This window comes from Salinicoccus albus DSM 19776 (assembly GCF_000385175.1).
GTDB lineage: Bacteria > Bacillota > Bacilli > Staphylococcales > Salinicoccaceae > Salinicoccus > Salinicoccus albus.
In genome coordinates this window covers 35,526-56,669 of record NZ_ARQJ01000032.1, presented here as the reverse complement: position 1 = coordinate 56,669, position 21,144 = coordinate 35,526, and the positions used below count along the sequence as shown (strand labels likewise).

The 21,144-nt window shown below is 41.9% G+C and carries 24 protein-coding genes; all 24 read left to right on the top strand.

The window, feature by feature from the left end; all coding sequences use genetic code 11:
* Window positions 1-7: 7 nt before the first annotated feature.
* The 24 genes from G343_RS0111570 to brnQ all read left to right on the top strand — a co-directional run bounded on the left by G343_RS0111570 (window position 8) and on the right by brnQ (window position 21,138).
* The gene (locus tag G343_RS0111570) at window positions 8-409 is read left to right on the top strand and encodes a ribonuclease HI family protein (RefSeq protein ID WP_020008310.1); all 402 of its coding nucleotides are present in this window, start codon (window positions 8-10) and stop codon (window positions 407-409) included.
* A gap of 65 nt (window positions 410-474) precedes the next feature.
* Entirely contained in the window at window positions 475-648 is a 174-nt protein-coding gene (locus G343_RS15245) for a zinc-finger domain-containing protein (protein WP_020008309.1), read from the top strand.
* 11 nt (window positions 649-659) lie between these two features.
* Window positions 660-941, top strand: a complete 282-nt coding sequence (locus G343_RS15895; RefSeq protein ID WP_342662120.1) for a NifU N-terminal domain-containing protein — start codon at window positions 660-662, stop codon at window positions 939-941.
* A 29-nt stretch (window positions 942-970) separates the two neighbouring features.
* Entirely contained in the window at window positions 971-1,765 is a 795-nt protein-coding gene (locus G343_RS14855) for a virulence factor (RefSeq protein WP_342662119.1), read from the top strand.
* A gap of 1 nt (window position 1,766) precedes the next feature.
* On the top strand, window positions 1,767-2,204 hold the full coding sequence (locus G343_RS0111555) for a BrxA/BrxB family bacilliredoxin (protein WP_020008308.1): 438 nt from the start codon (window positions 1,767-1,769) through the stop codon (window positions 2,202-2,204).
* A 211-nt stretch (window positions 2,205-2,415) separates the two neighbouring features.
* Window positions 2,416-3,369, top strand: coding sequence for a thymidylate synthase (locus G343_RS0111550; RefSeq protein ID WP_020008307.1), 954 nt, complete (start codon window positions 2,416-2,418; stop codon window positions 3,367-3,369).
* A gap of 12 nt (window positions 3,370-3,381) precedes the next feature.
* Complete coding sequence (locus tag G343_RS0111545) at window positions 3,382-3,867, top strand: dihydrofolate reductase (protein ID WP_020008306.1); 486 nt, start codon at window positions 3,382-3,384, stop codon at window positions 3,865-3,867.
* Window positions 3,868-3,881: 14 nt separating this feature from the next.
* The gene (locus G343_RS0111540) at window positions 3,882-4,424 is read left to right on the top strand and encodes a DUF2140 family protein (protein WP_020008305.1); all 543 of its coding nucleotides are present in this window, start codon (window positions 3,882-3,884) and stop codon (window positions 4,422-4,424) included.
* A 16-nt stretch (window positions 4,425-4,440) separates the two neighbouring features.
* Window positions 4,441-4,962 carry a peptide-methionine (S)-S-oxide reductase MsrA gene (gene msrA, locus G343_RS0111535; RefSeq protein ID WP_020008304.1) on the top strand — a complete coding sequence of 174 codons (522 nt, stop codon included), beginning with the start codon at window positions 4,441-4,443 and terminating at the stop codon, window positions 4,960-4,962.
* A gap of 3 nt (window positions 4,963-4,965) precedes the next feature.
* A complete protein-coding gene (gene msrB, locus G343_RS0111530) occupies window positions 4,966-5,391 on the top strand; it encodes a peptide-methionine (R)-S-oxide reductase MsrB (protein ID WP_020008303.1) in 426 nt (141 codons plus the stop codon).
* Between the two features lie 36 nt (window positions 5,392-5,427).
* Window positions 5,428-5,928, top strand: a complete 501-nt coding sequence (locus G343_RS0111525; protein WP_020008302.1) for a PTS sugar transporter subunit IIA — start codon at window positions 5,428-5,430, stop codon at window positions 5,926-5,928.
* Entirely contained in the window at window positions 5,928-6,149 is a 222-nt protein-coding gene (locus tag G343_RS0111520; protein ID WP_020008301.1) for a YozE family protein, read from the top strand. Before G343_RS0111525 ends, G343_RS0111520 begins: the two co-directional genes overlap by 1 nt.
* A 30-nt stretch (window positions 6,150-6,179) precedes the next feature.
* Window positions 6,180-6,893, top strand: a complete 714-nt coding sequence (gene deoD / locus G343_RS0111515) for a purine-nucleoside phosphorylase (RefSeq protein ID WP_020008300.1) — start codon at window positions 6,180-6,182, stop codon at window positions 6,891-6,893.
* A 111-nt stretch (window positions 6,894-7,004) separates the two neighbouring features.
* Entirely contained in the window at window positions 7,005-8,639 is a 1,635-nt protein-coding gene (locus G343_RS0111510; RefSeq protein WP_245541954.1) for a S41 family peptidase, read from the top strand.
* Between the two features lie 98 nt (window positions 8,640-8,737).
* Window positions 8,738-9,814, top strand: a complete 1,077-nt coding sequence (locus G343_RS0111505; protein WP_020008298.1) for an undecaprenyldiphospho-muramoylpentapeptide beta-N-acetylglucosaminyltransferase — start codon at window positions 8,738-8,740, stop codon at window positions 9,812-9,814.
* A complete protein-coding gene (locus tag G343_RS0111500; protein ID WP_020008297.1) occupies window positions 9,814-10,440 on the top strand; it encodes a phosphatase PAP2 family protein in 627 nt (208 codons plus the stop codon). The genes G343_RS0111505 and G343_RS0111500 overlap by 1 nt, the downstream gene beginning before the upstream one ends.
* A gap of 228 nt (window positions 10,441-10,668) precedes the next feature.
* Window positions 10,669-11,343: a response regulator transcription factor gene (locus tag G343_RS0111495; protein WP_026366382.1), complete on the top strand. Its 675-nt coding sequence runs from the start codon at window positions 10,669-10,671 to the stop codon at window positions 11,341-11,343.
* Entirely contained in the window at window positions 11,340-12,698 is a 1,359-nt protein-coding gene (locus G343_RS0111490; protein WP_020008295.1) for a HAMP domain-containing sensor histidine kinase, read from the top strand. The genes G343_RS0111495 and G343_RS0111490 overlap by 4 nt, the downstream gene beginning before the upstream one ends.
* Window positions 12,699-12,807: 109 nt before the next feature.
* Window positions 12,808-15,594, top strand: coding sequence for a 2-oxoglutarate dehydrogenase E1 component (locus G343_RS0111485; protein ID WP_020008294.1), 2,787 nt, complete (start codon window positions 12,808-12,810; stop codon window positions 15,592-15,594).
* Window positions 15,594-16,877: a 2-oxoglutarate dehydrogenase complex dihydrolipoyllysine-residue succinyltransferase gene (gene odhB / locus G343_RS0111480; RefSeq protein WP_020008293.1), complete on the top strand. Its 1,284-nt coding sequence runs from the start codon at window positions 15,594-15,596 to the stop codon at window positions 16,875-16,877. Before G343_RS0111485 ends, odhB begins: the two co-directional genes overlap by 1 nt.
* 93 nt (window positions 16,878-16,970) lie before the next feature.
* Window positions 16,971-17,174, top strand: coding sequence for a DUF6501 family protein (locus G343_RS0111475; RefSeq protein ID WP_020008292.1), 204 nt, complete (start codon window positions 16,971-16,973; stop codon window positions 17,172-17,174).
* A 2-nt stretch (window positions 17,175-17,176) separates the two neighbouring features.
* A complete protein-coding gene (locus G343_RS0111470) occupies window positions 17,177-17,968 on the top strand; it encodes an ATP-binding protein (RefSeq protein WP_020008291.1) in 792 nt (263 codons plus the stop codon).
* Window positions 17,969-17,973: 5 nt separating this feature from the next.
* The gene (locus tag G343_RS0111465) at window positions 17,974-19,716 is read left to right on the top strand and encodes a vWA domain-containing protein (RefSeq protein ID WP_020008290.1); all 1,743 of its coding nucleotides are present in this window, start codon (window positions 17,974-17,976) and stop codon (window positions 19,714-19,716) included.
* A gap of 108 nt (window positions 19,717-19,824) precedes the next feature.
* Window positions 19,825-21,138, top strand: a complete 1,314-nt coding sequence (gene brnQ / locus G343_RS0111460; RefSeq protein ID WP_020008289.1) for a branched-chain amino acid transport system II carrier protein — start codon at window positions 19,825-19,827, stop codon at window positions 21,136-21,138.
* The last annotated feature ends 6 nt before the right edge of the window (window positions 21,139-21,144 follow it).

Sequence of the window (21,144 nt, the reverse complement as noted above, 5' to 3'; positions counted from 1 at the left end):
TATTAATATGACAATTGTTTATATTGATGCCTCCGCTTCGCTGGATCCCAAACAGGCAGCAGGCGCAGCAGTATTCAAAGAAGAAGACCGTTTGATCGAACACACAACTTTTTTAGGCACGATGGACAATCATGAAGCGGAATGGGCCACGCTGCTGTTTACAGCTGAAAAAGCTGTTGAACATGGATTCACTTCACTGATTATCTATACGGATTCAAAAATTATCTCTGACAGTTTTGATAAAGGGTATGTGAAACATCCGTTATTTAAACAATACTTCAAGCAGATAAACCGGCTTCAAAAACACTTCCAATTATTCCTTATCAGTCTCACGCCTCGGAAACAGAACAAACAGGCGGACAGACTCGCTAAAGAACGGCTTTACAAGGAAAGAACAGATTCAGACTGAATTGAAAAGTACTTGCCTTTTTTTATGTCCTGGGATTATGTATAATTGATGGAGGAGGTCGAAATGTGAATACCGAAGTATTGGATAAGATCAATAATCTTGAAGAAAAATATTGTCGCGACTGTATCCTGAAGAAACTCAACCGTGAAAAGGGGAGCAGAACGGCTGCACATAATTTTTGCATCAAAGAATGTTCAGTGGGCATTTCTATCAGAACTCACGGGAATAACCTGCAATAGGAGGAATACAATTGGAAATTGTAAAAATTGAACCGACACCAAGTCCGAATACCATGAAAATCACTTTGAATGAAGAAAAGGAAGATATGAAATCTTCCACATATAGGGAAGTGTCTGATGATGCGCCTGATTTCATCAACAGAATCCTCGAACTCGAAGATGTAAACAGCGTTTTTCATGCCATGGATTTCATTTCGGTGGATAAATCCCCAAAAACTGACTGGGAATCATTGATCCCCGAAATCGAGAAAACATTCCAGGGCGGGGATGATGTAAAAAAAAACTTGAACTAGACAGCACTTTTGGGGAAGTTACAACACAGGTGCTTACATTTAAATCCATCCCGTACCAGATAAAAATCAATGATGGCGGTGAGCACAGACAGGAGCTCCCAAAACGCTTTACAGATGCAATCTCCGAAGCGACGCTGGATGGAGATAATATTATCCTGATGCGCAGATGGGAAGACTATGGCGTCCGTTTCGGAGAACCGGAAGATATATTCGATGAGCTGAGCGAGGAAATCGAAGCGCTTTATGATGCAGAGCGTATACATCGTCTTGTAGAGGAAGCGCAGACAAAAACAACGCCAAAACCTAAAGAATATTTCAAAATATCGCCTGTTGCTTTTGAATCCAGGGAAAATTGGAAGGACAGACTCTGGCTGCTGGACCACATGGAAAACCCGGATCAGGACGACTATGAAGTGCTTAATCTTGCACTTCATGATGAAAAGATGCAGGTCAGAAGAGAAGCGGTCAGTCTGCTGGCAATGATAGAGGAAAAAGAGACGCTGCCGTATCTGCGCATCGGACTGCGGGATAAATCAGTACCGGTCAAAAGAACGGCAGGCGATGCCTACAGCGATCTCGGTTTTGCCGAAGGCTTGCCGGATATGTACGAAGCACTTGATGACAAAAGCTCGATTGTCCGCTGGAGAGCGGCTATGTTCATTTATGAGGCCGGCAATGAAGACAGTCTGCCATACTTAAGAGCGCATCAGGACGATCCTCAGTACGATGTGAGACTCCAGATCGAAATGGCAATTGCACGTATAGAACATGGAGAGGAAGCACTTGGAAGTGTGTGGAAACAGATTCAGGAAAGGGAGCGTTAATATGAATCCATATGAAGAATATATGAAGGAAATTGCAACGCCGATGCGTGAGGAGCTGACCCGTCAGAATTTTGAGGACTTGACGACATCGGAATCTGTCGAAAATTTTATGAAGGACATCAAGGATGAAGAAACAGCATTTGTGGTTGTAAACAGTACGTGCGGATGTGCCGCCGGACTGGCCAGACCGGCGGCAGTAACCGTGGCAGATCAGAATCCGATTAAACCTGTGAAAAAGGCAACTGTCTTTGCCGGACAGGATAAAGATGCTACTGAGCGCATGCGTGAATATATCGGGCAGGTGCCTTCAAGTCCTTCTATGGCATTATTCAAAGGTGAAGACCTTGTACATTTTATACCGCGTGAACACATAGAAGGCAGAGACATCGAAGATATTATGGCGGATATCAAAGACAGCTTTGATGAAAATTGTTCATAAATAAAACAGGAGAGGCACTGCCTTTCCTGTTTTTCATCTAAAATGATTTTTACTCGTATATGCACATCGAAATCATGTAAAATGAAAGCAGGGCCAGTCCGATTGCAAGAATAAGTTCCATTAGCTACACTCCAGACGATAGTTATATAATATAAGTGAACTCATAACCAATTATATATAAATAATGATAAAAAAGAAAGAGGGGATTCCTTTGAATCCAATTGATCAGGAATATCATAATCTGCTCAAAAAGATTACGAATGACGGCCGGTTTAAAGATGACCGGACAGGTACCGGCACCTATTCCGTATTTGGCTATCAGATGCGCTTTGATATGCAAGAAGGCTTTCCGATGCTGACTACTAAGAAGGTCTTATTCAGGATGTTTGCCACCGAGCTGTTATGGTTTATCAGAGGCGATACCAATATCAAGTTTCTGCTGGAATATAATAATAATATCTGGAATGAATGGGCGTTTAAGAAATGGATTGAATCTGATGAATACGATGGACCGGATATGACTGATTTCGGCAACCGGGCTCAAGCGGACGCCTCGTTCAAGGAAATCTACAAAAAGGAGATGGACAAGTTCAAGGCACGTATTTTAGAAGATGATGCTTTTGCATCAAAATACGGAGATCTTGGAAATGTCTACGGCAAACAATGGAGACAGTGGGAAAATCCGGATGGTTCATTTACCGATCAGTTGAAGAATGTGGTGGAGAGCATCCGTAACAACCCGGATTCGAGGAGACATATTGTGACTGCATGGAATCCTGCAGAGATTGATACCATGGCACTGCCTCCCTGCCACGCCTTGTTTCAGTTCTACGTCAGTGACGGCAGGCTGAGTCTTCAGCTGTATCAGCGCAGCGGTGATGTATTCCTGGGTGTCCCCTTTAACATTGCAAGCTACAGCCTGCTGCTCCATCTCGTTGCCAGGGAATGTCATCTGATTCCTGGAGAGTTTATTCATACGCTGGGTGATGCGCATATTTACAGCAATCATACGGATGCTGTAAACACGCAACTGGAAAGGGACAGCTATGACCCGCCATCCCTGAAGATTAACAGCAGCCGCTCAATGTTTGATATTGAATATGAAGATATAGAAGTGGTGGATTATCAAAGTCATCCATTCATCAAAGCACCCATCGCAGTATAGGAGGTTCATTTCGTGATATCATTGATAGTATGTCATGCCAATCAAAATGTAATCGGCTTTAAAAACCGGATGCCCTGGCATCTTCCTGCTGACTTGCAGCATGTCAAGGAAACTACCGCAGGCCATACTTTAGTAATGGGGAGAAAAACTTTCGAATCTATCGGCAGACCGCTGCCGAAACGCAAAAATGTGATTCTTACAAATAACAGGAATTTTAACAGCATTCATGATAACATCGAGATTATGCACGATACCGATGATATAAAAACACTGCCGGGAAAGGTTTTTATCTTTGGCGGCAGCGGTATATACCAACAGACCATGCATATGGTTGATGAGATGTACATCACGAGAATTTTTGAAACTTTTGGCGGAGACACATTTTTTCCTGAATATGATCTGGCAGACTGGGAAGTCGTATCCAGAGAAGAAGGCGTCGTAGACAATACCAATAAATATCCGCATGAATTTCTTCATCTTGTGCGAAAAAATAATTAGTGGACATGATATATATGAAAGTTTGGAAATGGTTATTCTTCATACTTTTGATTTTTAACATTGCCGTACTTGCTGCCGCAATGTTGATGCTCAGTCAAAGTTATGAAGCACCGCAGACAAATGATAATTACACCGAATCAGATTCGGGTATAAAGGTAAGGATGGATAACCAGGCTGTCGAATCACTGATTATGGACAACATGGGGGACGAACCTTTGGATATCTCGATCAGTGAATCAGGGATAGCACTTACTTCAGAGCATTCAGTCTACGGTCTGGATATTGTAACAGACTTTAATTTGGAACCTGTTTCAACTGGAGATTCCATCGTTTTTGAAGTCACTGATATTGACATATCCGATCTCCCCCTGACACAGGATATGCTTTATTCCATCATTCGCTCATCAAGCAATTTACCTGAGGGACTTTCCTTTTCAGAAGACAGCCGCGCACTGGTCGTTGATACATCATCGTTTACAGATGAAATGGACATGAGTATCAAATCCGATTCAATTGATTATGAAAACAATGAATGGTATTTTTCAATAGAAAGATAATGGAGAGGTGATTAATTTGGCAAAAGCAACATTAGCAGGCGGATGTTTCTGGTGTCTGGTAAAACCGTTTGATCAATTTGATGGAGTAAATTCCGTCACATCAGGTTATTCCAACGGACACGTTGAAAATCCATCCTATCAGGAGGTCGTCTCAGGAACGACAGGGCATGTCGAGGCGGTTCAGATTGATTTTGACGATACGGTAATGTCATATCAGGAATTGCTTGAAATTTTCTTTAAAACATTTGATCCGACAGATACTGAAGGCCAATTCGGCGACCGCGGACCTCAGTATATGCCCGCAATCTTCTATCATGATGAAGAACAGAAAGCAACAGCCGAAACCGTCATCAGAGAACTGGATGATAAAAATATATTCAAGGCCCCGATCAATACACCGGTCTTGCCATATAAGAATTTCTACAAGGCAGAAGAAGAGCATCAGGATTTTCATCAGACTCACGCTGCTCACTATAATGCTTACTATAAGGGCTCGGGAAGAAAAGCCTTTTTAGAATCTCATTGGGGAGTGAAATAATATATGACACTGAAAAAAGATGTAACTAACCTGTCAAAAAAAGAATATGCTGTGATGAAGGAGGATGCTACTGAGGCGCCGTTCCAAAATGAATATTGGAATAACTATGAAGATGGGCTTTATGTTGATAAAATCAATGGCAAACCGCTTTTTACCTCAAGAGATAAATTCGCCTCCGACTGTGGCTGGCCAAGTTTCTCAAAGGCGATTGCAGACGATGTATCTGAAGAATTCGATGATTCGTTCGGCATGAGACGAACAGAAGTCAGGAGTGATTCTTCAGACAGCCATCTCGGTCATGTGTTCGAGGACGGCCCGCAGGAACTCGGCGGTCTGAGATACTGCATCAATTCAGCAAGTTTGACTTTCATCCCGAAAGACGATCTGGAAAATGAAGGCTATGGTGAATATCTCAGCTACTTTAAATAAAGTGATTTGATGATAAAACGACAGGAGATGAATCAGATGTTCAAAAGTTTGTTCGGTAAAAAGAATGATGTCGACAAAAATCTTGAGATTAAAAGTCCGATGAATGGCACCTATGTACCTATCGAAGATATACCAGACCCTGTATTTTCTGAAAAAATGATGGGAGAAGGCTTTGGCATCAACCCGACAGATGGTGAGGTGGTTTCACCTGCTGCCGGGGAAATCATGCAGGTGTTTCCCACACACCATGCTGTTGGAATTAAGACAGACAACGGTGTTGAACTTTTAATACACATTGGACTGGAGACAGTAACAATGGAAGGGAAAGGCTTTGAAGGATTCGTATCCGAAGGAGACCGGATAGAAGTCGGCGACAAACTGGTCGATTTTGATATGGATCTGGTTAAAGAAGAAGCAACCAGCACAATTTCTCCTGTAATCATCACAAACAGTGACGCACTTGAATCTTTTAATGTTGAAACAGTCAGCGATGTTGCCAAAGGAGAAACGACAGTAGTAACACTGGTTGTAAAATAATGAAAAACTATTCCTTTTATCATTATATAAAGACGAGAAGGGGTGAGGATTCAGATGTTGGATCACTTGCTCAGCACATTTCCACGGATACCATGTTTCCCAAAGATGCAACAGAGTATTCCGAAGTCTCCGATTATCTGGAGCGGCACCCCTATGAAGGGGTTCCGCTTTCGATTTTCGATGCTTCATATGATGATTACAAAAACTGGCTGGAACACTGAACTTACATTTATAAAAGGAGAAATTTATCAATGAGTATTCATATCAACGCGGAAAAAGGCGAAATCGCTGATACTATCCTTCTCCCCGGAGATCCTCTGAGAGCTAAATATATTGCAGATACTTTTCTGGAGGATGTTGTCTGTTATAATGAAGTGCGCAATATGTTCGGTTTTACAGGCACCTACAAAGGCAAGCGGATCTCCGTACAGGGGACAGGCATGGGCGTACCTTCAATCTCCATATATATCCATGAACTTATGGAAGAATATGGTGTTAAAAACTTGATCAGGGTCGGTACCTGCGGTGCTATCCAAAAAGATGTCAACGTCAGGGACGTCATACTTGCTCAAAGTGCTTCCAGTGACTCCTATCAAAACAGGAAGCTGTTCAAAAATGTTGAGTTTGCACCGACATCAGACTTTGAACTCCTGCTGTCCAGTTATAATGAAGCCAAGAAAAAGGGGTTGGATGTACAGGTGGGCAACATCTTTACCGCAGATTCATTCTACGATGAGAACGGTGATATCGAACAACTGGCGGATTACGGTGTCCTGGCTCTTGAAATGGAATCCAGTGCACTGTTCACCATCAGTAAAAAATTCGATGCCAGAGCATTGTCTGTACTGACAGTGTCTGACCATATCCTTACAGGTGAGTCAACATCCAGTGAAGAGAGGCAGACGACTTTCAATGACATGATCGAGGTTGCACTGGACGCATCTCTTCCATTCATAGAAGAATAATCACTTTTATAGGGATGAACAGGAAGGCACTCCTTTCTGTTCTTTTTCTTTCATTACCATACATAAACTGTTAAAATATATTTTAATTATACATATAGGAATTAGGTGTGTGTGTTGAGCGAGGAACAAAAGAATGGAAAAGAAACTCAAAATGGCGGACGCCATATAAATATAAAATTGTTCTGGTTCATTATTATCTTACTGACTGCCATCATTGGTACAGCAGTTGTAACTACTCTCAGTCTTGAAGCAGGAACTGAAAAGGCAGTCAATGTCGGAACGGATACAAGAAGTGAGTTTTCTAAGCTGTATGACGTATACGATACAATAACATCCGATTATTATCAGGATGTCGATAACGAAGAGCTCATTAATTCTTCTATAGAGGGAATGGTAGAAGGTCTTGATGATCCGTATAGTGAATACATGACCAATGATGAAACATCACAGTTCGAAGAATCAGTCACCGGTGACTTTGAGGGTATCGGCGCTGAAGTGATGCAGGAAGGCAACCGTATTGTCATAACATCACCGATGAGGGGGTCACCTGCAGAAGAAGCGGGCATAGAACCCGGGGACCAGGTTATCGCCGTCGACGGCCAGTCTATAGAAGGATGGAGCACCCAGGAAGCAGTTCAGCTGATTCGCGGTGAAAAAGGGACAGATGTCACATTGACTATTGTTCGCGGAGATGGCGAACCGATGGACATTACGGTGACACGCGATACCATTCATATTGACAGCGTGACTTATGAAGAAGTTGAAAATGTGGGTCACATCAGTATCAACCGTTTCCAGCAGGGCACGACTGAGGAATTCGAAAACAGCATCAACCAGGCAGCGGAAGATGATGTTGAAGATATCATTATCGACTTCAGATATAACCCGGGCGGACTGCTGGATGAAGCTGTTTCCATGATCAACCAGTTTATTGACCAGGGCGAAACAGCACTCTATCTGGAAAACAGCGCCGGAGAACAGACCGAAATCGCTACAGAAGGAGAATCCAATCCGAACACAGAGTCATTCGATAATATCTATCTATTATTAAATGAAGGATCGGCAAGTGCTTCAGAAGTCTTTGCGGGCGCCCTCGATGATCATATGGATGTGACGATTGCAGGTACTCAGTCATTCGGAAAAGGCGTGGTACAGCAAACCAATGAGTTCGGTGATGATTCAATTCTGAAATATACAAATACGAAATGGCTGACCCCTTCAGGCAATTGGGTTCATGAAGAAGGCATATCACCAGATGTTGAGCTCCCAAATCCGGATTATTACCGTGTGGAGATGCTGAATCCTGGGGATATGTACACGGAAGGTCAGGAAAACGAAACAGTCACTTCCATCAAAGTAGCTTTGGAGACACTCGGATATGAAATGGATAACTTCAATGAAACCTTCACTCCATCACTGACCACTGCAGTTGAAAGTTTCCAAAATGACCAGGAGCTTGAACAGTCAGGCGATGTTACCGGGGAGACCTCTAATGCACTCATGAATGAACTGCGCAGCTATATCAATGAAAATGATGCACAGCTTTCCTATCTGGTCGATTATATCAATGGTGACTACGCTCTCGAAGAAATTGAGGAACGTGCAGCAGATAATGCCCAGCATATTGATAAACAGCCGGTGAATACAGGGGAAGGCAATAATGGTACATCTGAAGATCAGTCCGGTGAAGAACAATCATCTGAAGAGCAGCCGCAGGAAGAGGAGTCAGGTGAGGAGTCAGAATAAAATAAATAGCCGCATAAACTAAGTTTATGCGGCTTTATATTGTGAAAATGCCGTAAATAGTTTAAAGTATTTACATGAATAAAGTTTGGGAGGAAAAAATGAATACCGTAAAAAGAAAAGTAATTCTGACCGGCGGCGGCACCGTCGGACATGTTATGCTCAATAAACTTCTTATTCCCGGACTGATTAACAAAGGGATAGAACCTTTATACATCGGTTCTAAAAAGGGTATTGAAAAAGAAATCATTAATGCAACATCTATAAAATACTATAATATCTCAAGCGGTAAACTCCGCCGTTATTTGTCTAAAGAAAATATCAAGGATTTTTTCAAAGTTTCAAAGGGTTTTTATGACGCTCGGAAAATATTAAAAAGGGAGAAACCTGAGCTTGTATTTTCAAAAGGCGGCTTCGTCAGTGTACCTGTCGTTCTTGCTGCGAGATCACTTAATATTCCGGTATTTATCCATGAATCTGACATATCTCCCGGGCTTGCCAATAAAATTGCCGGCAGGTTTGCAACAAAAATATTTGTCACTTTTGAGAAAACATTGGATCATCTGCCGTCAGCCAAAGCTGAATATATCGGTCCTGTTTTTCGTGACGACTTGGGGCGGGGGAGAAACAATATCGGGTTTGAACTGACTGGATTTAATCCGGAGAAGCCGATCATGCTTATAATGGGGGGATCGCTGGGTTCTGTAACCATTAACAAGTTCATTAAAGACAATTTGAATGAATTGCTTGATAAATGGCAGATTATTCATCTGGTCGGATACGGTAATTATGATGATGCGTTGAATCAAACCGGATATAAACAATTTGAATTTGTGAACAAAGAGCTGCCCCATCTGATGAAAATATCCGATACAGTCGTCGGTCGGAGCGGCTCAAACGCAATCTTTGAATTTCTGCTTAACAAAAAGCCAATGATATTGGTTCCTCTGCCACTGAATCAGAGCAGGGGAGATCAGATTGAAAATGCAGAATACTTCAAAGAAAAAGGATTTGCGGAAGTAATCCATGAGGAACAACTGTCTCTGTCAGAATTTATGCAGAAATTATCTGCCATCGAACAGCACAGAAGCGAGATAATAACCCGGATGAAAGTGTTTGACGGAGGGTATCAGCCTGAGGATCTTGTCAATCGTCTGCTGCAAGAGGAGGGCAAATAGTGAACCGTTCAAAAAAATTATCATTGTTCCTTGTATTTGCATTGATATTTGGGGTCATCGCGTATTTTCATGAATCCAGACTTGGAAAGTGGATCGACACTGAAGTTTATGAATTTATCTATGCATCTGAAAGCTTCATAACAACTGCCTTGATGCTTGGATTTACACAGGTGGGGGAAGTCGTTTCAATGATCATCCTTTCATTGATCATGATCACAATACTCATGCTTTACAGATTGAAATTCCATACACTTTTCCTGATCGTTTCCATGCTGGCAAGCAGTATCCTGATCCCGGTCATGAAAAACTCCTTTGACAGGCAAAGACCCTCTTTTCTGCGTTTGATTGATATTACCGGTTTCAGCTTCCCAAGCGGACATGCGATGGGATCCACTATATTTTTCGGGTCATTAATGACACTGATAAAAAATACGAATCTCAATAACAAGGGGATCCTCTACGCAGTCTGTGCTGCTTTCATCCTAATGATTTCCAGTTCAAGGGTCTATCTCGGTGTACATTATCCAACTGATATCATTGCTGGGATCGTTGCAGGAACTGCAGTTGTGTTAGGTACGACAATTATTTTCCACAATAAACTTGACAGACGGCGGATAACTGGATAAAATGTAATTGAAAATGATTATCAATGAGAATAAATAAGCCCCCCTTATTTAAAAGATCATTTTCAAACTAGAGGAATATATCCAACACACATACGGCGGCATCCTTTTCAGGGTGCCGCTTTCTTTATGAATAATATCCATAGTCATATACTGACAACCGCCTTTATATTTTTTCCTTAACAGTTATTAAATGATATGATATGAAAAACGGAGGATAGGAAGATGAAAATGAAACATATTTTAGTTGTGGAAGATGAGATGAATCTTACCCGTTTTATAGAACTGGAACTCATCCATGAAGGGTATGAAGTGACTGTATCAGATAATGGTTCTGACGGTCTTGAAAAATCCTTGGCAAATGACTACGACTGCATACTTCTTGATCTGATGCTGCCTGAATTGAACGGTCTTGAAGTATGCAGAAGAATCCGCAAAGTCAAGGACGTACCCATCATTATCATCACAGCCAAGGGTGAGACATATGATAAGGTCATCGGGCTTGATTACGGTGCTGATGACTATATTGTCAAACCATTTGAAATTGAAGAGCTGCTGGCCAGAATCCGCGTGATCATGAGACGTTCCGACAGTCATGATGAAAAGCAGGAGGTGCTGAAACTGCATGGTATAGAAATAGACACCTCAGCTTACAAAGTATCCATTGATGATCAGGAGGTCGATCTGACGAAAACCGAATATGAATTGCTGTACCTCCTCGTAAAGAATGAAGCAATCGTTCTCCAGAGAGAGACGATTCTCGACCATGTATGGGGATATGACAGTGAAGTGGAAACAAACGTGGTGGATGTATATATCAGATACCTCAGGAATAAATTAAAACCATTTGATAAGCACAAGCTGATCGAAACCGTACGAGGTGTAGGATATGTGATTCGCTCATGAATAGAAATTCTTTAAAGTTCAAATGGCTCAAACTTTCAACGCTGATCATTACGATCACCTATCTGATTTTCAGTTCTCTCCTGATCTATTTTACAAGTGTCTACTTGAAAGACCAGGAGTATCGTTCTGTTGACAGAAGTATCGGAGAGATTGAATCCCTTTATTCCTCCCAGCCAATCAATACCATCGGACAGAATGAAATCTATTCCAGTCTGTATGACAGACAGAAAATGATTCTTTACACCCAGGACGGGGAAGTTGTATACAGGGCGACAACAGGGACACCTATGGAGATGGAGCCTGAATTCGATCCGGTCTTTGAAACTGATATATCAGAAATAAGCGACGAAGAGGGCAGCTATCTCGTCGCGCGTACGAATATCGAATCACAGTACTGGAATGGTTATCTGTCAGTTATCCATCCGCTTGATTCTTATAACTCTGTAATCAGAATGATGGTTTTCATCGCTACAATTGTTGGTTTCCTTTCTATCCTGTTCACATCGATTATCAGCTATTTCTTTTCAACACAGATGGTCAAACCGATCCGGAGTATTGCAAACCAGCTTAAAAGAGTAGAATCAGAAGGATTTTCAGAGCGTCTGAAGCTGAAGACTAAAATTGAAGAGACAGACTATATGGTTGAATCATTCAATCATATGATGGATTCACTTGAAGAATCATACAACCAGCAGAAACAATTTGTAGAAGATGCTTCACATGAGCTCAGAACACCGCTTCAAATCATCCAGGGTCACCTGAAACTGATCAGCCGCTGGGGTAAACATAAACCGGAAGTGCTGGATGAATCACTGAACATCTCAATTGACGAATTAATGCGTATCAACAAACTTGTGGAAGAATTGCTTCTGCTGACTAAAAATGATGGCAGAACCAATGATAACAAAGAAGAGATTGATATTAATGATGAGGTTGAAAGCAGAGTCAATTCAATGAAAAAAGTACATCCGGATTATACTTTCTCACTCGACCTGGAAAAATCACCAATCACGTTCATGATTGAAGCTTATCATTTTGAACAGATGATGATCATTTTCCTGGACAATGCAATCAAATACGATACTGTAAATAAACACATCATCGTCACTACTGAAAATAAAGAGGATCATTTTGATATCTCAATCATCGATCACGGTATCGGAATACCCGAAACTGAAATAGATTCCATTTTCAACAGGTTCTACCGTGTAGATAAATCAAGGAGCAGACAGCAGGGAGGAAATGGTCTCGGACTCTCAATTGCCAGAAAATTAATAGAGAACTATAAGGGAAGCGTATGGCTCAGCAGCGAGGAGGGTAAATTTACAAAAGTGACCATAAGATTCCCTATGTAAAAAGGCAAATTGAGACTTTTACACGGTTAATTCGCTTTAAAACAGTATATCTTAATGCTAAAATGGTATGTGTAAATTAGTTAATAAGATTCTTAAAGAGGGTGGCATAATGCAAGAAAGAGAACTTGAGAACGCCCCGGTTCGTTTTGGGACAAATCTGGGTATGATTCTCGAGCTTCATGACATGTATCAAGACGATCCTGACAGTGTGAGTGAAGAGATGCGCACACTGTTTGACAGTATTGAATCCGGCCAGTCAGGAGCCGGCGTATTAAGTATGGATCAGAACAAAGTGAAAAGCCTGCTCAGACTGTTGGATAACATCAGGCTTTTTGGACATTTGGAGGCAGATATATATCCGCTTTATGAACCGGATGTCAAAAATGTCCCAAGTCTTAATTTTGAGGATTACAATCTCACAGAAAATGATTTGAAAAAGATGCCTGCTTCTCTCGTCAGCAGACATTTGGGAGATTATTATGAAAATGCATACGAGGCGATGACACAGTTGTATGCCCTGTATACAGGGCCGATCGCCTATGAGTATATGCACATCAATGATACTGAAGAACGCCAATGGCTCAAAGAAACAATTGAAACTCAGAGCAAAGTTGAACTTACCGATGATAAAAGGAAGGATCTCTTTAAAACTCTCGCAAGGGTGGAAGGCTTCGAAAAGTATCTGCATAAAAATTTTGTCGGTGCCAAACGCTTCTCCATTGAGGGGTTGGACACATTGGTGCCGATGCTCGAACACCTTCTCGAATTGATGTCCGACGAAGGGATCCCTAACCTCCAGCTCGGTATGGCTCACAGAGGGCGTTTAAACGTGCTAACCCATATTCTGGAAAAACCATACGAGATGATGATCAGCGAGTTTATGAATACAGACCCTATGCAATTTCTGCCGGAAGACGGTTCCCTGGACATCACCCAGGGCTGGCTCCGCGATGTAAAATATCATTTGGGAGCTGCCAAAGTTCGAAATGATAAGGAAATCTCCCAGCGCATCAGCCTTGCAAATAATCCAAGTCACTTGGAAGTGGTGGCACCAGTAGTCCTTGGCAAGACACGTGCCCAGCAGGAATCAACCGATCATTCCGGTAAACCCGAGGTAAATTATAACAAGGCACTTGCAACAATTATCCATGGTGATGCGGCATTCCCCGCCCAGGGTGTCGTTTTTGAATCTTTGAACTTAGGAAAACTGGATGGTTACTCAGTAGGCGGTTCCCTGCATATCATCGCCAATAATCGCATTGGATTTACAACAGAAGAATCTGCTGCCCGTTCCACTGTCTACGCATCTGATGGCGCATTAGGCTTCGACCTCCCGGTACTCCATGTCAATGCTGATAAACCTGAGCATGTACTCAGATCCATCGGGATTGCACTCAGTTACAGACAGAAATTTAACAAGGATATCATCATTGATCTTGTCGGTTACAGAAGATACGGACATAACGAGATGGATGAACCTACAGCAACCAATCCGATGCTCTATAAAGAAGTTAAAAGCCGTGATACCATTGATGAAATCTACGGCGGCGATCTCGTTTCCCAGGAAGTGATCACAGAGGATGAGAAAAACAATATCATTGATAGTATCGCTGACGAAATGAGAGATGCCCAGGATAAAATTGATAAAAAGGATACCAACATTGACAGTGAGTTGAAGACTCCGGAAGTGCTCATTGAAGGCCAGGAAAACAAAAAAGAAGATATCACATACGACAGATTGGAGAAAATCAATGAAGATCTGTTTAAATATCCAGAAGATTTCACTGTTTTCAGGAAGCTGGAAAATGTTCTAAACCGCAGAAAAAAACCTTTTGAGGATGACGATGAGCTTATTGATTGGTCCCATGCCGAAGCACTGGCGTTTGCAACAATCAATCAGGATGGTACACCAATCAGACTGACAGGTCAGGATTCCGAACGGGGCACTTTTGCCCAACGTCACTCAGTACTGCATGATCCTGAAACCGGGAAGCAATTTGTGCCATTGCATGCGATAGATCATTCAAATGCCACATTTGATGTCTATAATTCACCGCTTTCTGAATCCGCCGTTGTCGGATATGATTACGGTTATAATGTCGAGAACAACAACGCAATGTCTATTTGGGAAGCGCAATATGGGGACTTCTCAAACATGGCACAAGTGTATTTTGATAACTTCATGGCTGCGGGAAATGCTAAATGGGGCGAGCAGTCAGGCATGACGCTCTTCCTGCCTCACGGACAGGAAGGCCAGGGTGCAGAGCACTCTTCAGCAAGGTTGGAACGTTTCCTGCAGCTGGCAGCGGAAAACAATATGACGGTTGCCAATCTTACCAGTGCCTCCAACTACTTCTATCTGCTTAGAAGACAAGCTGCATATCTGGGTACGGATAAGATGAGACCCCTCGTGTTGATGACACCGAAAAGCCTGCTCAGAAACCAGATTGTAAGTGAGCCTGTCAGTGCTTTTGTAGAAGGCAGCTTTAAAGAAATTATTGTACCTGACTATAAAAAAACTAAAGTTAAAAAAGTATTGATAGCGAGCGGCAAGATGGCAATCGATTTAATCACCGATCTGAGGGAAAATCCGGACGACACCATCCTTGTCATTCGCATGGAACAGATCTACCCATTCCCGGAGGATAAAATCAAAGCCGTGCTAAATGATCTCAAAAACCTGGATGAAGTAAGATTCGTACAGGAAGAACCGAAAAACATGGGTATATATAACTATGCTCTGCCGTATCTTCTTGAAATCACACCTGAAAAAGCTGAGCTGAATTATAACGGCAGAAGCAGGCGTGCTTCAACTTCTGAAGGTGACGGGGAGTCTTATAAACTTATACAGCAAAAAATCATCGACAACGCTCTAAAATCCGAGGAGGCAGAATAATGGCAGAAGTAAAAGTACCGGAATTGGCTGAATCCATTACAGAAGGAACGATCGCAAGCTGGTTGAAGCAAAAAGGCGAATATGTAGAACAGGGCGAGAATGTCCTTGAACTTGAAACAGATAAAGTAAATGTAGAAATCATCACTGAAGAATCCGGAGTGCTCACCGAACTCAAAGCAGAAGAAGGTGACACAGTAGAAGTCGGACAAGTGGTGGCCATCGTTGATGAAAATGCTGAAGAAGGATCTTCAGGATCCACATCAGGCGAAGATAAAGGAAAATCTGAGGAAACTAAAGAAGAAGCACCTGCAGAGGATAAAGGAACAGCTGAAGATAAATCCTCAGAGTCAGAAGAAGCACCTGCTGCAGAGGCTTCGGAATCTGATGAACACGTGGTGGCTACACCGTCTGCCAGAAAAATGGCACGTGAAAAAGGCCTTTCGCTGAATGATATCAACGCATCTGATCCGCGCGGACTGGTGAGGAGCCAGGATGTAGACAACCAAGGCAAACAGCCGGCTAAAGAGGACGCGCCTAAAAAAGAGGAAGCAAAATCACAACCTGCGACTAAACCGGAAAAACCGGTTATCCGTGAGAAGATGTCCCGCAGAAGGCAGACAATAGCTAAACGCCTGCATGAAGTATCCCAGAATACAGCAATGCTGACTACATTCAACGAAGTGGATATGACGAACGTCATGGCACTCAGGAAACGCAAAAAGGACCAATTCCAGGATCGTCATGACGGCACCCGCCTTGGTCTTATGTCATTCTTCACGAAAGCAGCTGTTGCAGCTCTGAGAAAATATCCGGCTGTAAATGCTGAGCTGGACGGAGACGAAATGGTTTTCAAGCAGTTCTATGACATCGGGGTCGCCGTTTCTACAGAAGAAGGTCTGCTTGTCCCGAATGTGCGTGACTGTGACAGTAAAACATTTGCACAGATTGAAAGTGATATTGCTGAATTGGCCGAAAAAGCACAGAATAAAAAACTCGGCCTGGATGACATGACGGGTGGCTCATTCACGATTACAAACGGCGGTGTGTTCGGCTCACTCATGTCCACACCGATCATAAACGGCACCCAGGCTGCAATTCTTGGCATGCATACCATTCAAAAGCGTCCGGTTGCAGTAGAGGACGATAAAATAGAAAATCGTCCAATGATGTACATTGCCCTCAGCTATGATCACAGGATTATTGATGGTAAAGATTCAGTCGGTTTCCTCAAAACAATCAAAGATCTTGTTGAAAACCCTGAAGACCTTCTCTTGGAAGGCTAAAATAATTTTTCACGACAGGCTTCTAAAATGTGAGGCCTGTCATTTTTATGTTAGAATGAATTTAAATTATACAGAAATATGGAGAGATTAATCATGCTTCACGAAACATGGGAGAATAATAACCTCAGAACGGTTAAGGCAGTGCATACTGACGCTGAAAAATTTAAAGTATCTGGTATGCTGACTGCAGGAAATGAATACACTGTCGTCAATGAGACTGAGGAATATATATTTGTAAAAGATGATTCCGGTAAAGTCGGCGGGTACTTTAAAACATATTTTGAAGATGCGGGTTAGTCATGGCTGAAAAATTCCTGCACAATGATGAAAATATTAAAAAAGATGCCAAAAGTATCCTGTCTTTAGGCAAGAACCTATTGCTGAAAGGACCGACAGGCTCAGGAAAAACACGCCTGGCAGAGGACCTTACCGATTATTATGATCAGAAAATGTACAGCATCAACTGTTCCGTGGATGTTGATATTGAAGCTTTGCTTGGCTTTAAGACAATTGAGTATGCAGACGGCAAACAGAAAATTGTCTTTGTCGATGGTCCCGTTATTCGAGCGATGAAGCAGGGGGGCGTTTTATACATTGATGAAATCAACATGGCTAAACCTGAAGTATTGCCCATACTGAATGCTGCCCTTGATTACAGAAGAACCATTACGAATCCTCTGACAGGTGATATACATGAAGCAGATAAGAACTTCAACGTAATCGCTGCAATTAACGTCGGCTATGTAGGAACTATGCCGATGAACGAAGCCCTTCTGAATCGCTTTAATGTCATTGAAATCGGATATGTTTCCAGAGATGCTTTAAAGACTGTCTTATCCAGTCAAAGCATTCAGGAAGATGAAGATATTCTTGATGCTCTGACTGCATTTCATCAGGATCTGGTAACAATGACAGAGCAGGGGCAGATATCAAGAGAACCTTCAAGTGTCAGAAGTCTGCTCGATATGGCTGATTTAAGTACTGAAATGCCCATCTCCCGGGCATGTTACAGAGCAATCGTTGATAAGCTCGACAGTGTACAGGAAAAGAAAGCGATACTGAATGCAGCAGAACTGCATTTTGGAATGTGATTGATATGAGTAATTCTTTTATTAAATTCAATGATGAAATCATAGACTCAAATGTCATGATGGAATTGACTGATTTGACACGTCTTCTTTTCAAAGATAAAGACGTGTCTGTTTCTGTGCGCAAATTCAGTTATTTCAATCCGAAAAACAATACGATGAATGTGAGTAACTTTTGGAAACATAGACACGATATCTCTGAACTCGAGGGGTTCAGGCATGATATACTGACGAGATTTCCATCACCCGGCATATTCGATTATGCTGCTTTTGAAACCCTGCAGGAGACTTCACTGCTATTCAAACAAATTTTCCTGTCAATAGAACACTACAGAAACCGGCTTGAATCATTTTCCCAGAGGAGGCTGGCTAAAACACTTATCAAACGGGATGATGAAATCCTGAGTAACGAATACCGGAAACTTTCAAAGAATGAAGCCGAACAAATCCTTAAAGACTTGAACATAGCAATATTAAACAACGCAGAGAATGTCAACGTTCATCGAAAACAATTTAATATTATCAGCCATAGTACAATGGAAAGTATATCGATAGCCAACGCCATCTATAATGCAATTGATGACAAGAAATTCTATAAGCATCAGCAGATTCATGAAATGCCTTTTAATGATATTGTTGAATATAACCATACAACCCCATATAGAAAAGACAGCAGTGAACTGACATCGTCACAACGGGAGGAATCCGATGAAGACACAAGCCGGGTTGATACTAAGACTGGCAGAGATGCTGAGGCCGCCAATGTTATTGGTGAAGCAGGGGAAGACAACACTTCCAAAAAAAGTGACCACAACCTTGAGAACCCTTATGATGATGACGTGTCAGATTTTACAGAAGGTTTTGGCACGAATAAGGGAGATAACAGACTCAAAGACCGTTCTCCGAGTAATAATAATGCCGAACTCATCGTAAAGAAACCGAAATTGAATCTGAAGTATTACAATAAATACAAGCAAATTTACGATTCTTACAATGATCTGGCTCAAAAGGTCATTGGAGATATCACCAAACTGCTTAAGTATAAAATGGACGCGTTACAGACTGGCAGAAGTTCCGGCAAACTGATGAAAAATCCGGTCAGTCCAATAATTAACGGCAGTCATAAACTGTTTACAAAGAAGAATGTTGAATCAAAAGAAATCGATGCCGTATTCAGTCTCGTACTGGATCAGTCATTTTCAATGGCCGATCATCTTGATGAATGTGTAGACGGCATAATTATCATCAATAATATCCTTAAATCGCTTGGTATCCCACACCGTATTACTTCTCATCATGAAGATTCAGTCCAGATCATTTCCAATCAATATCCGAACTATATTTATGAGCATATGACTTTCGGCAACTCACAATATTACTATCCCGTCTCACTCCTGGATATTGAGGCTTCCGGCGATAACAGAGACGGCTTTGTCTTTAGGCATGAAACTGATATTTTAAACAAACGGCCGGAAAAGGATAAATTCCTGATCATTTTCTCAGATGGTCTTCCGAGTGCGGAACAATATAATCAGACAGGTGTTGTGGACACTCATCAGGCGGTTAACGAAGCTAAAAAGCGGGGGATAAACGTCATTAATATTTTTATCGACCATGAGAATGATGAAAATACAAGAATGGCGATAAAAAATATTTACGGTCAGAATACTGTCATAATAAGAAATGTTAAAGAAATCGCTGTCATTTTGCCGGATGTTTTTGAGAGGATTATAAAGACACTATTATTATAAATTTGCATTAAAATGCTATATCTGAGAATTAGAAATATTATAGACTTTAAAGTGTTTATCCTGTAAACTGAATCTTATAAATCATTTCACAAGTTAGGAGGTCGCTTGATGAGCACAAAAAATAGTTTTGTAGTCGGATTTATGCTTTTTGCCATGTTTTTTGGCGCCGGTAACCTTATTTTCCCGCCGGGCCTTGGCTATCAAAGCGGAGACTACTTCTGGATAGCAATCATTGGATTTGTCCTGACGGGTGTAGGACTTCCGTTGGTTGGTGTTATTGCAGGGTCAATTTCCAAAGAAGGATACAGGGAATCACTGAAAGTTGTTCATCCTGCTTTTGCAATCATATTCATGGTGGCAATTTACTTAACCATAGGCCCTTTCTTTGCAATTCCGAGAACAGCAACAACTGCTTATGAAATGGCAGTGCTGCCATTCATGGATGGTACGGGATGGGTGAGTCTCCTTATATTTTCAATTATATTCTTTATAATTATATTTGCACTCAGCTATAATCCCACCAGCCTGACAGACAGTATAGGTAAAGTGCTTACCCCGCTTTTGCTGGTAACAATCGTCGCACTTATTGTACGGGCTTTCATGATTTATTCAGGAAATGCTCCAAATCCTTCCGCAGAAACTTTCAACACTGAGGCACCGTTCTCCACAGGGTTTACTGAAGGCTATCTGACAATGGATGCCATTGCAGCAATAGCATTTTCCGTGATTGTTCTGACTTCAATCCGTAATTTGGGAGTAAACAACAGGAAAGATCTTTTGATCGGTACAGTTAAGTCAGCATCAATTGCTGCTTTACTGCTTGGTATTGTCTACGTATCACTGGGCTGGATTGGAAACAGGGCTGATTTAGGCAATGTAACACCGGATGACCAGAATCTGGGTACATTCCTGCTTACTTTTGCTGCAAACGATGCTTACGGGCAATTCGGTGCCATACTGCTTGGAGCAATCGTATTATTCGCATGTATTACGACAGCTGCAGGTTTGATCGTATCCGTAAGTGAATATTTCAACAGTATCATTCCGCAGGTACCATACAGAGTATTCGCTGTATTATTTATCCTGATTTCTATGGGTCTCGCCAACCAGGGGCTTGAACAGGTGATAAAAACAAGTGAGCCTGTACTGTCAATTCTTTATCCGATCGCAATGGCTTCGGTTCTGCTGCTTTTCGTGACATACTTTATCCCATCACCGAGAGCAAGTTTCCAGCTGCCTGTTCTGCTAGTGATCATTGTAAGTGCACTCGCTGTAGTGCACAGAAGCGGCTGGGTTGAAATGGCCTGGATGGAAAGCCTGCCTTTATTTGCAAATTCATTTGAATGGGTGCCGTTCCTGATCATCGGTTATATCGTCGGCTATCTGATCGGGCTTAAGAAAGAAAGAATTCAATACACATAGGATGAT

Excerpts from the sequence above, each read along its gene's own strand:
- G343_RS0111570 (WP_020008310.1), top strand. The coding sequence starts at position 8 with ATGACAATTGTTTATATTGATGCCTCCGCTTCGCTGGATCCCAAACAG.
- G343_RS0111555 (WP_020008308.1), top strand. The coding sequence starts at position 1,767 with ATGAATCCATATGAAGAATATATGAAGGAAATTGCAACGCCGATGCGT.
- G343_RS0111540 (WP_020008305.1), top strand. The coding sequence starts at position 3,882 with ATGAAAGTTTGGAAATGGTTATTCTTCATACTTTTGATTTTTAACATT.
- msrB (WP_020008303.1), top strand. The coding sequence starts at position 4,966 with ATGACACTGAAAAAAGATGTAACTAACCTGTCAAAAAAAGAATATGCT.
- G343_RS0111525 (WP_020008302.1), top strand. The coding sequence starts at position 5,428 with ATGTTCAAAAGTTTGTTCGGTAAAAAGAATGATGTCGACAAAAATCTT.
- G343_RS0111520 (WP_020008301.1), top strand. The coding sequence starts at position 5,928 with ATGAAAAACTATTCCTTTTATCATTATATAAAGACGAGAAGGGGTGAG.
- deoD (WP_020008300.1), top strand. The coding sequence starts at position 6,180 with ATGAGTATTCATATCAACGCGGAAAAAGGCGAAATCGCTGATACTATC.
- G343_RS0111505 (WP_020008298.1), top strand. The coding sequence starts at position 8,738 with ATGAATACCGTAAAAAGAAAAGTAATTCTGACCGGCGGCGGCACCGTC.
- G343_RS0111495 (WP_026366382.1), top strand. The coding sequence starts at position 10,669 with ATGAAACATATTTTAGTTGTGGAAGATGAGATGAATCTTACCCGTTTT.
- G343_RS0111490 (WP_020008295.1), top strand. The coding sequence starts at position 11,340 with ATGAATAGAAATTCTTTAAAGTTCAAATGGCTCAAACTTTCAACGCTG.
- G343_RS0111485 (WP_020008294.1), top strand. The coding sequence starts at position 12,808 with ATGCAAGAAAGAGAACTTGAGAACGCCCCGGTTCGTTTTGGGACAAAT.
- odhB (WP_020008293.1), top strand. The coding sequence starts at position 15,594 with ATGGCAGAAGTAAAAGTACCGGAATTGGCTGAATCCATTACAGAAGGA.
- G343_RS0111475 (WP_020008292.1), top strand. The coding sequence starts at position 16,971 with ATGCTTCACGAAACATGGGAGAATAATAACCTCAGAACGGTTAAGGCA.
- G343_RS0111470 (WP_020008291.1), top strand. The coding sequence starts at position 17,177 with ATGGCTGAAAAATTCCTGCACAATGATGAAAATATTAAAAAAGATGCC.
- G343_RS0111465 (WP_020008290.1), top strand. The coding sequence starts at position 17,974 with ATGAGTAATTCTTTTATTAAATTCAATGATGAAATCATAGACTCAAAT.
- brnQ (WP_020008289.1), top strand. The coding sequence starts at position 19,825 with ATGAGCACAAAAAATAGTTTTGTAGTCGGATTTATGCTTTTTGCCATG.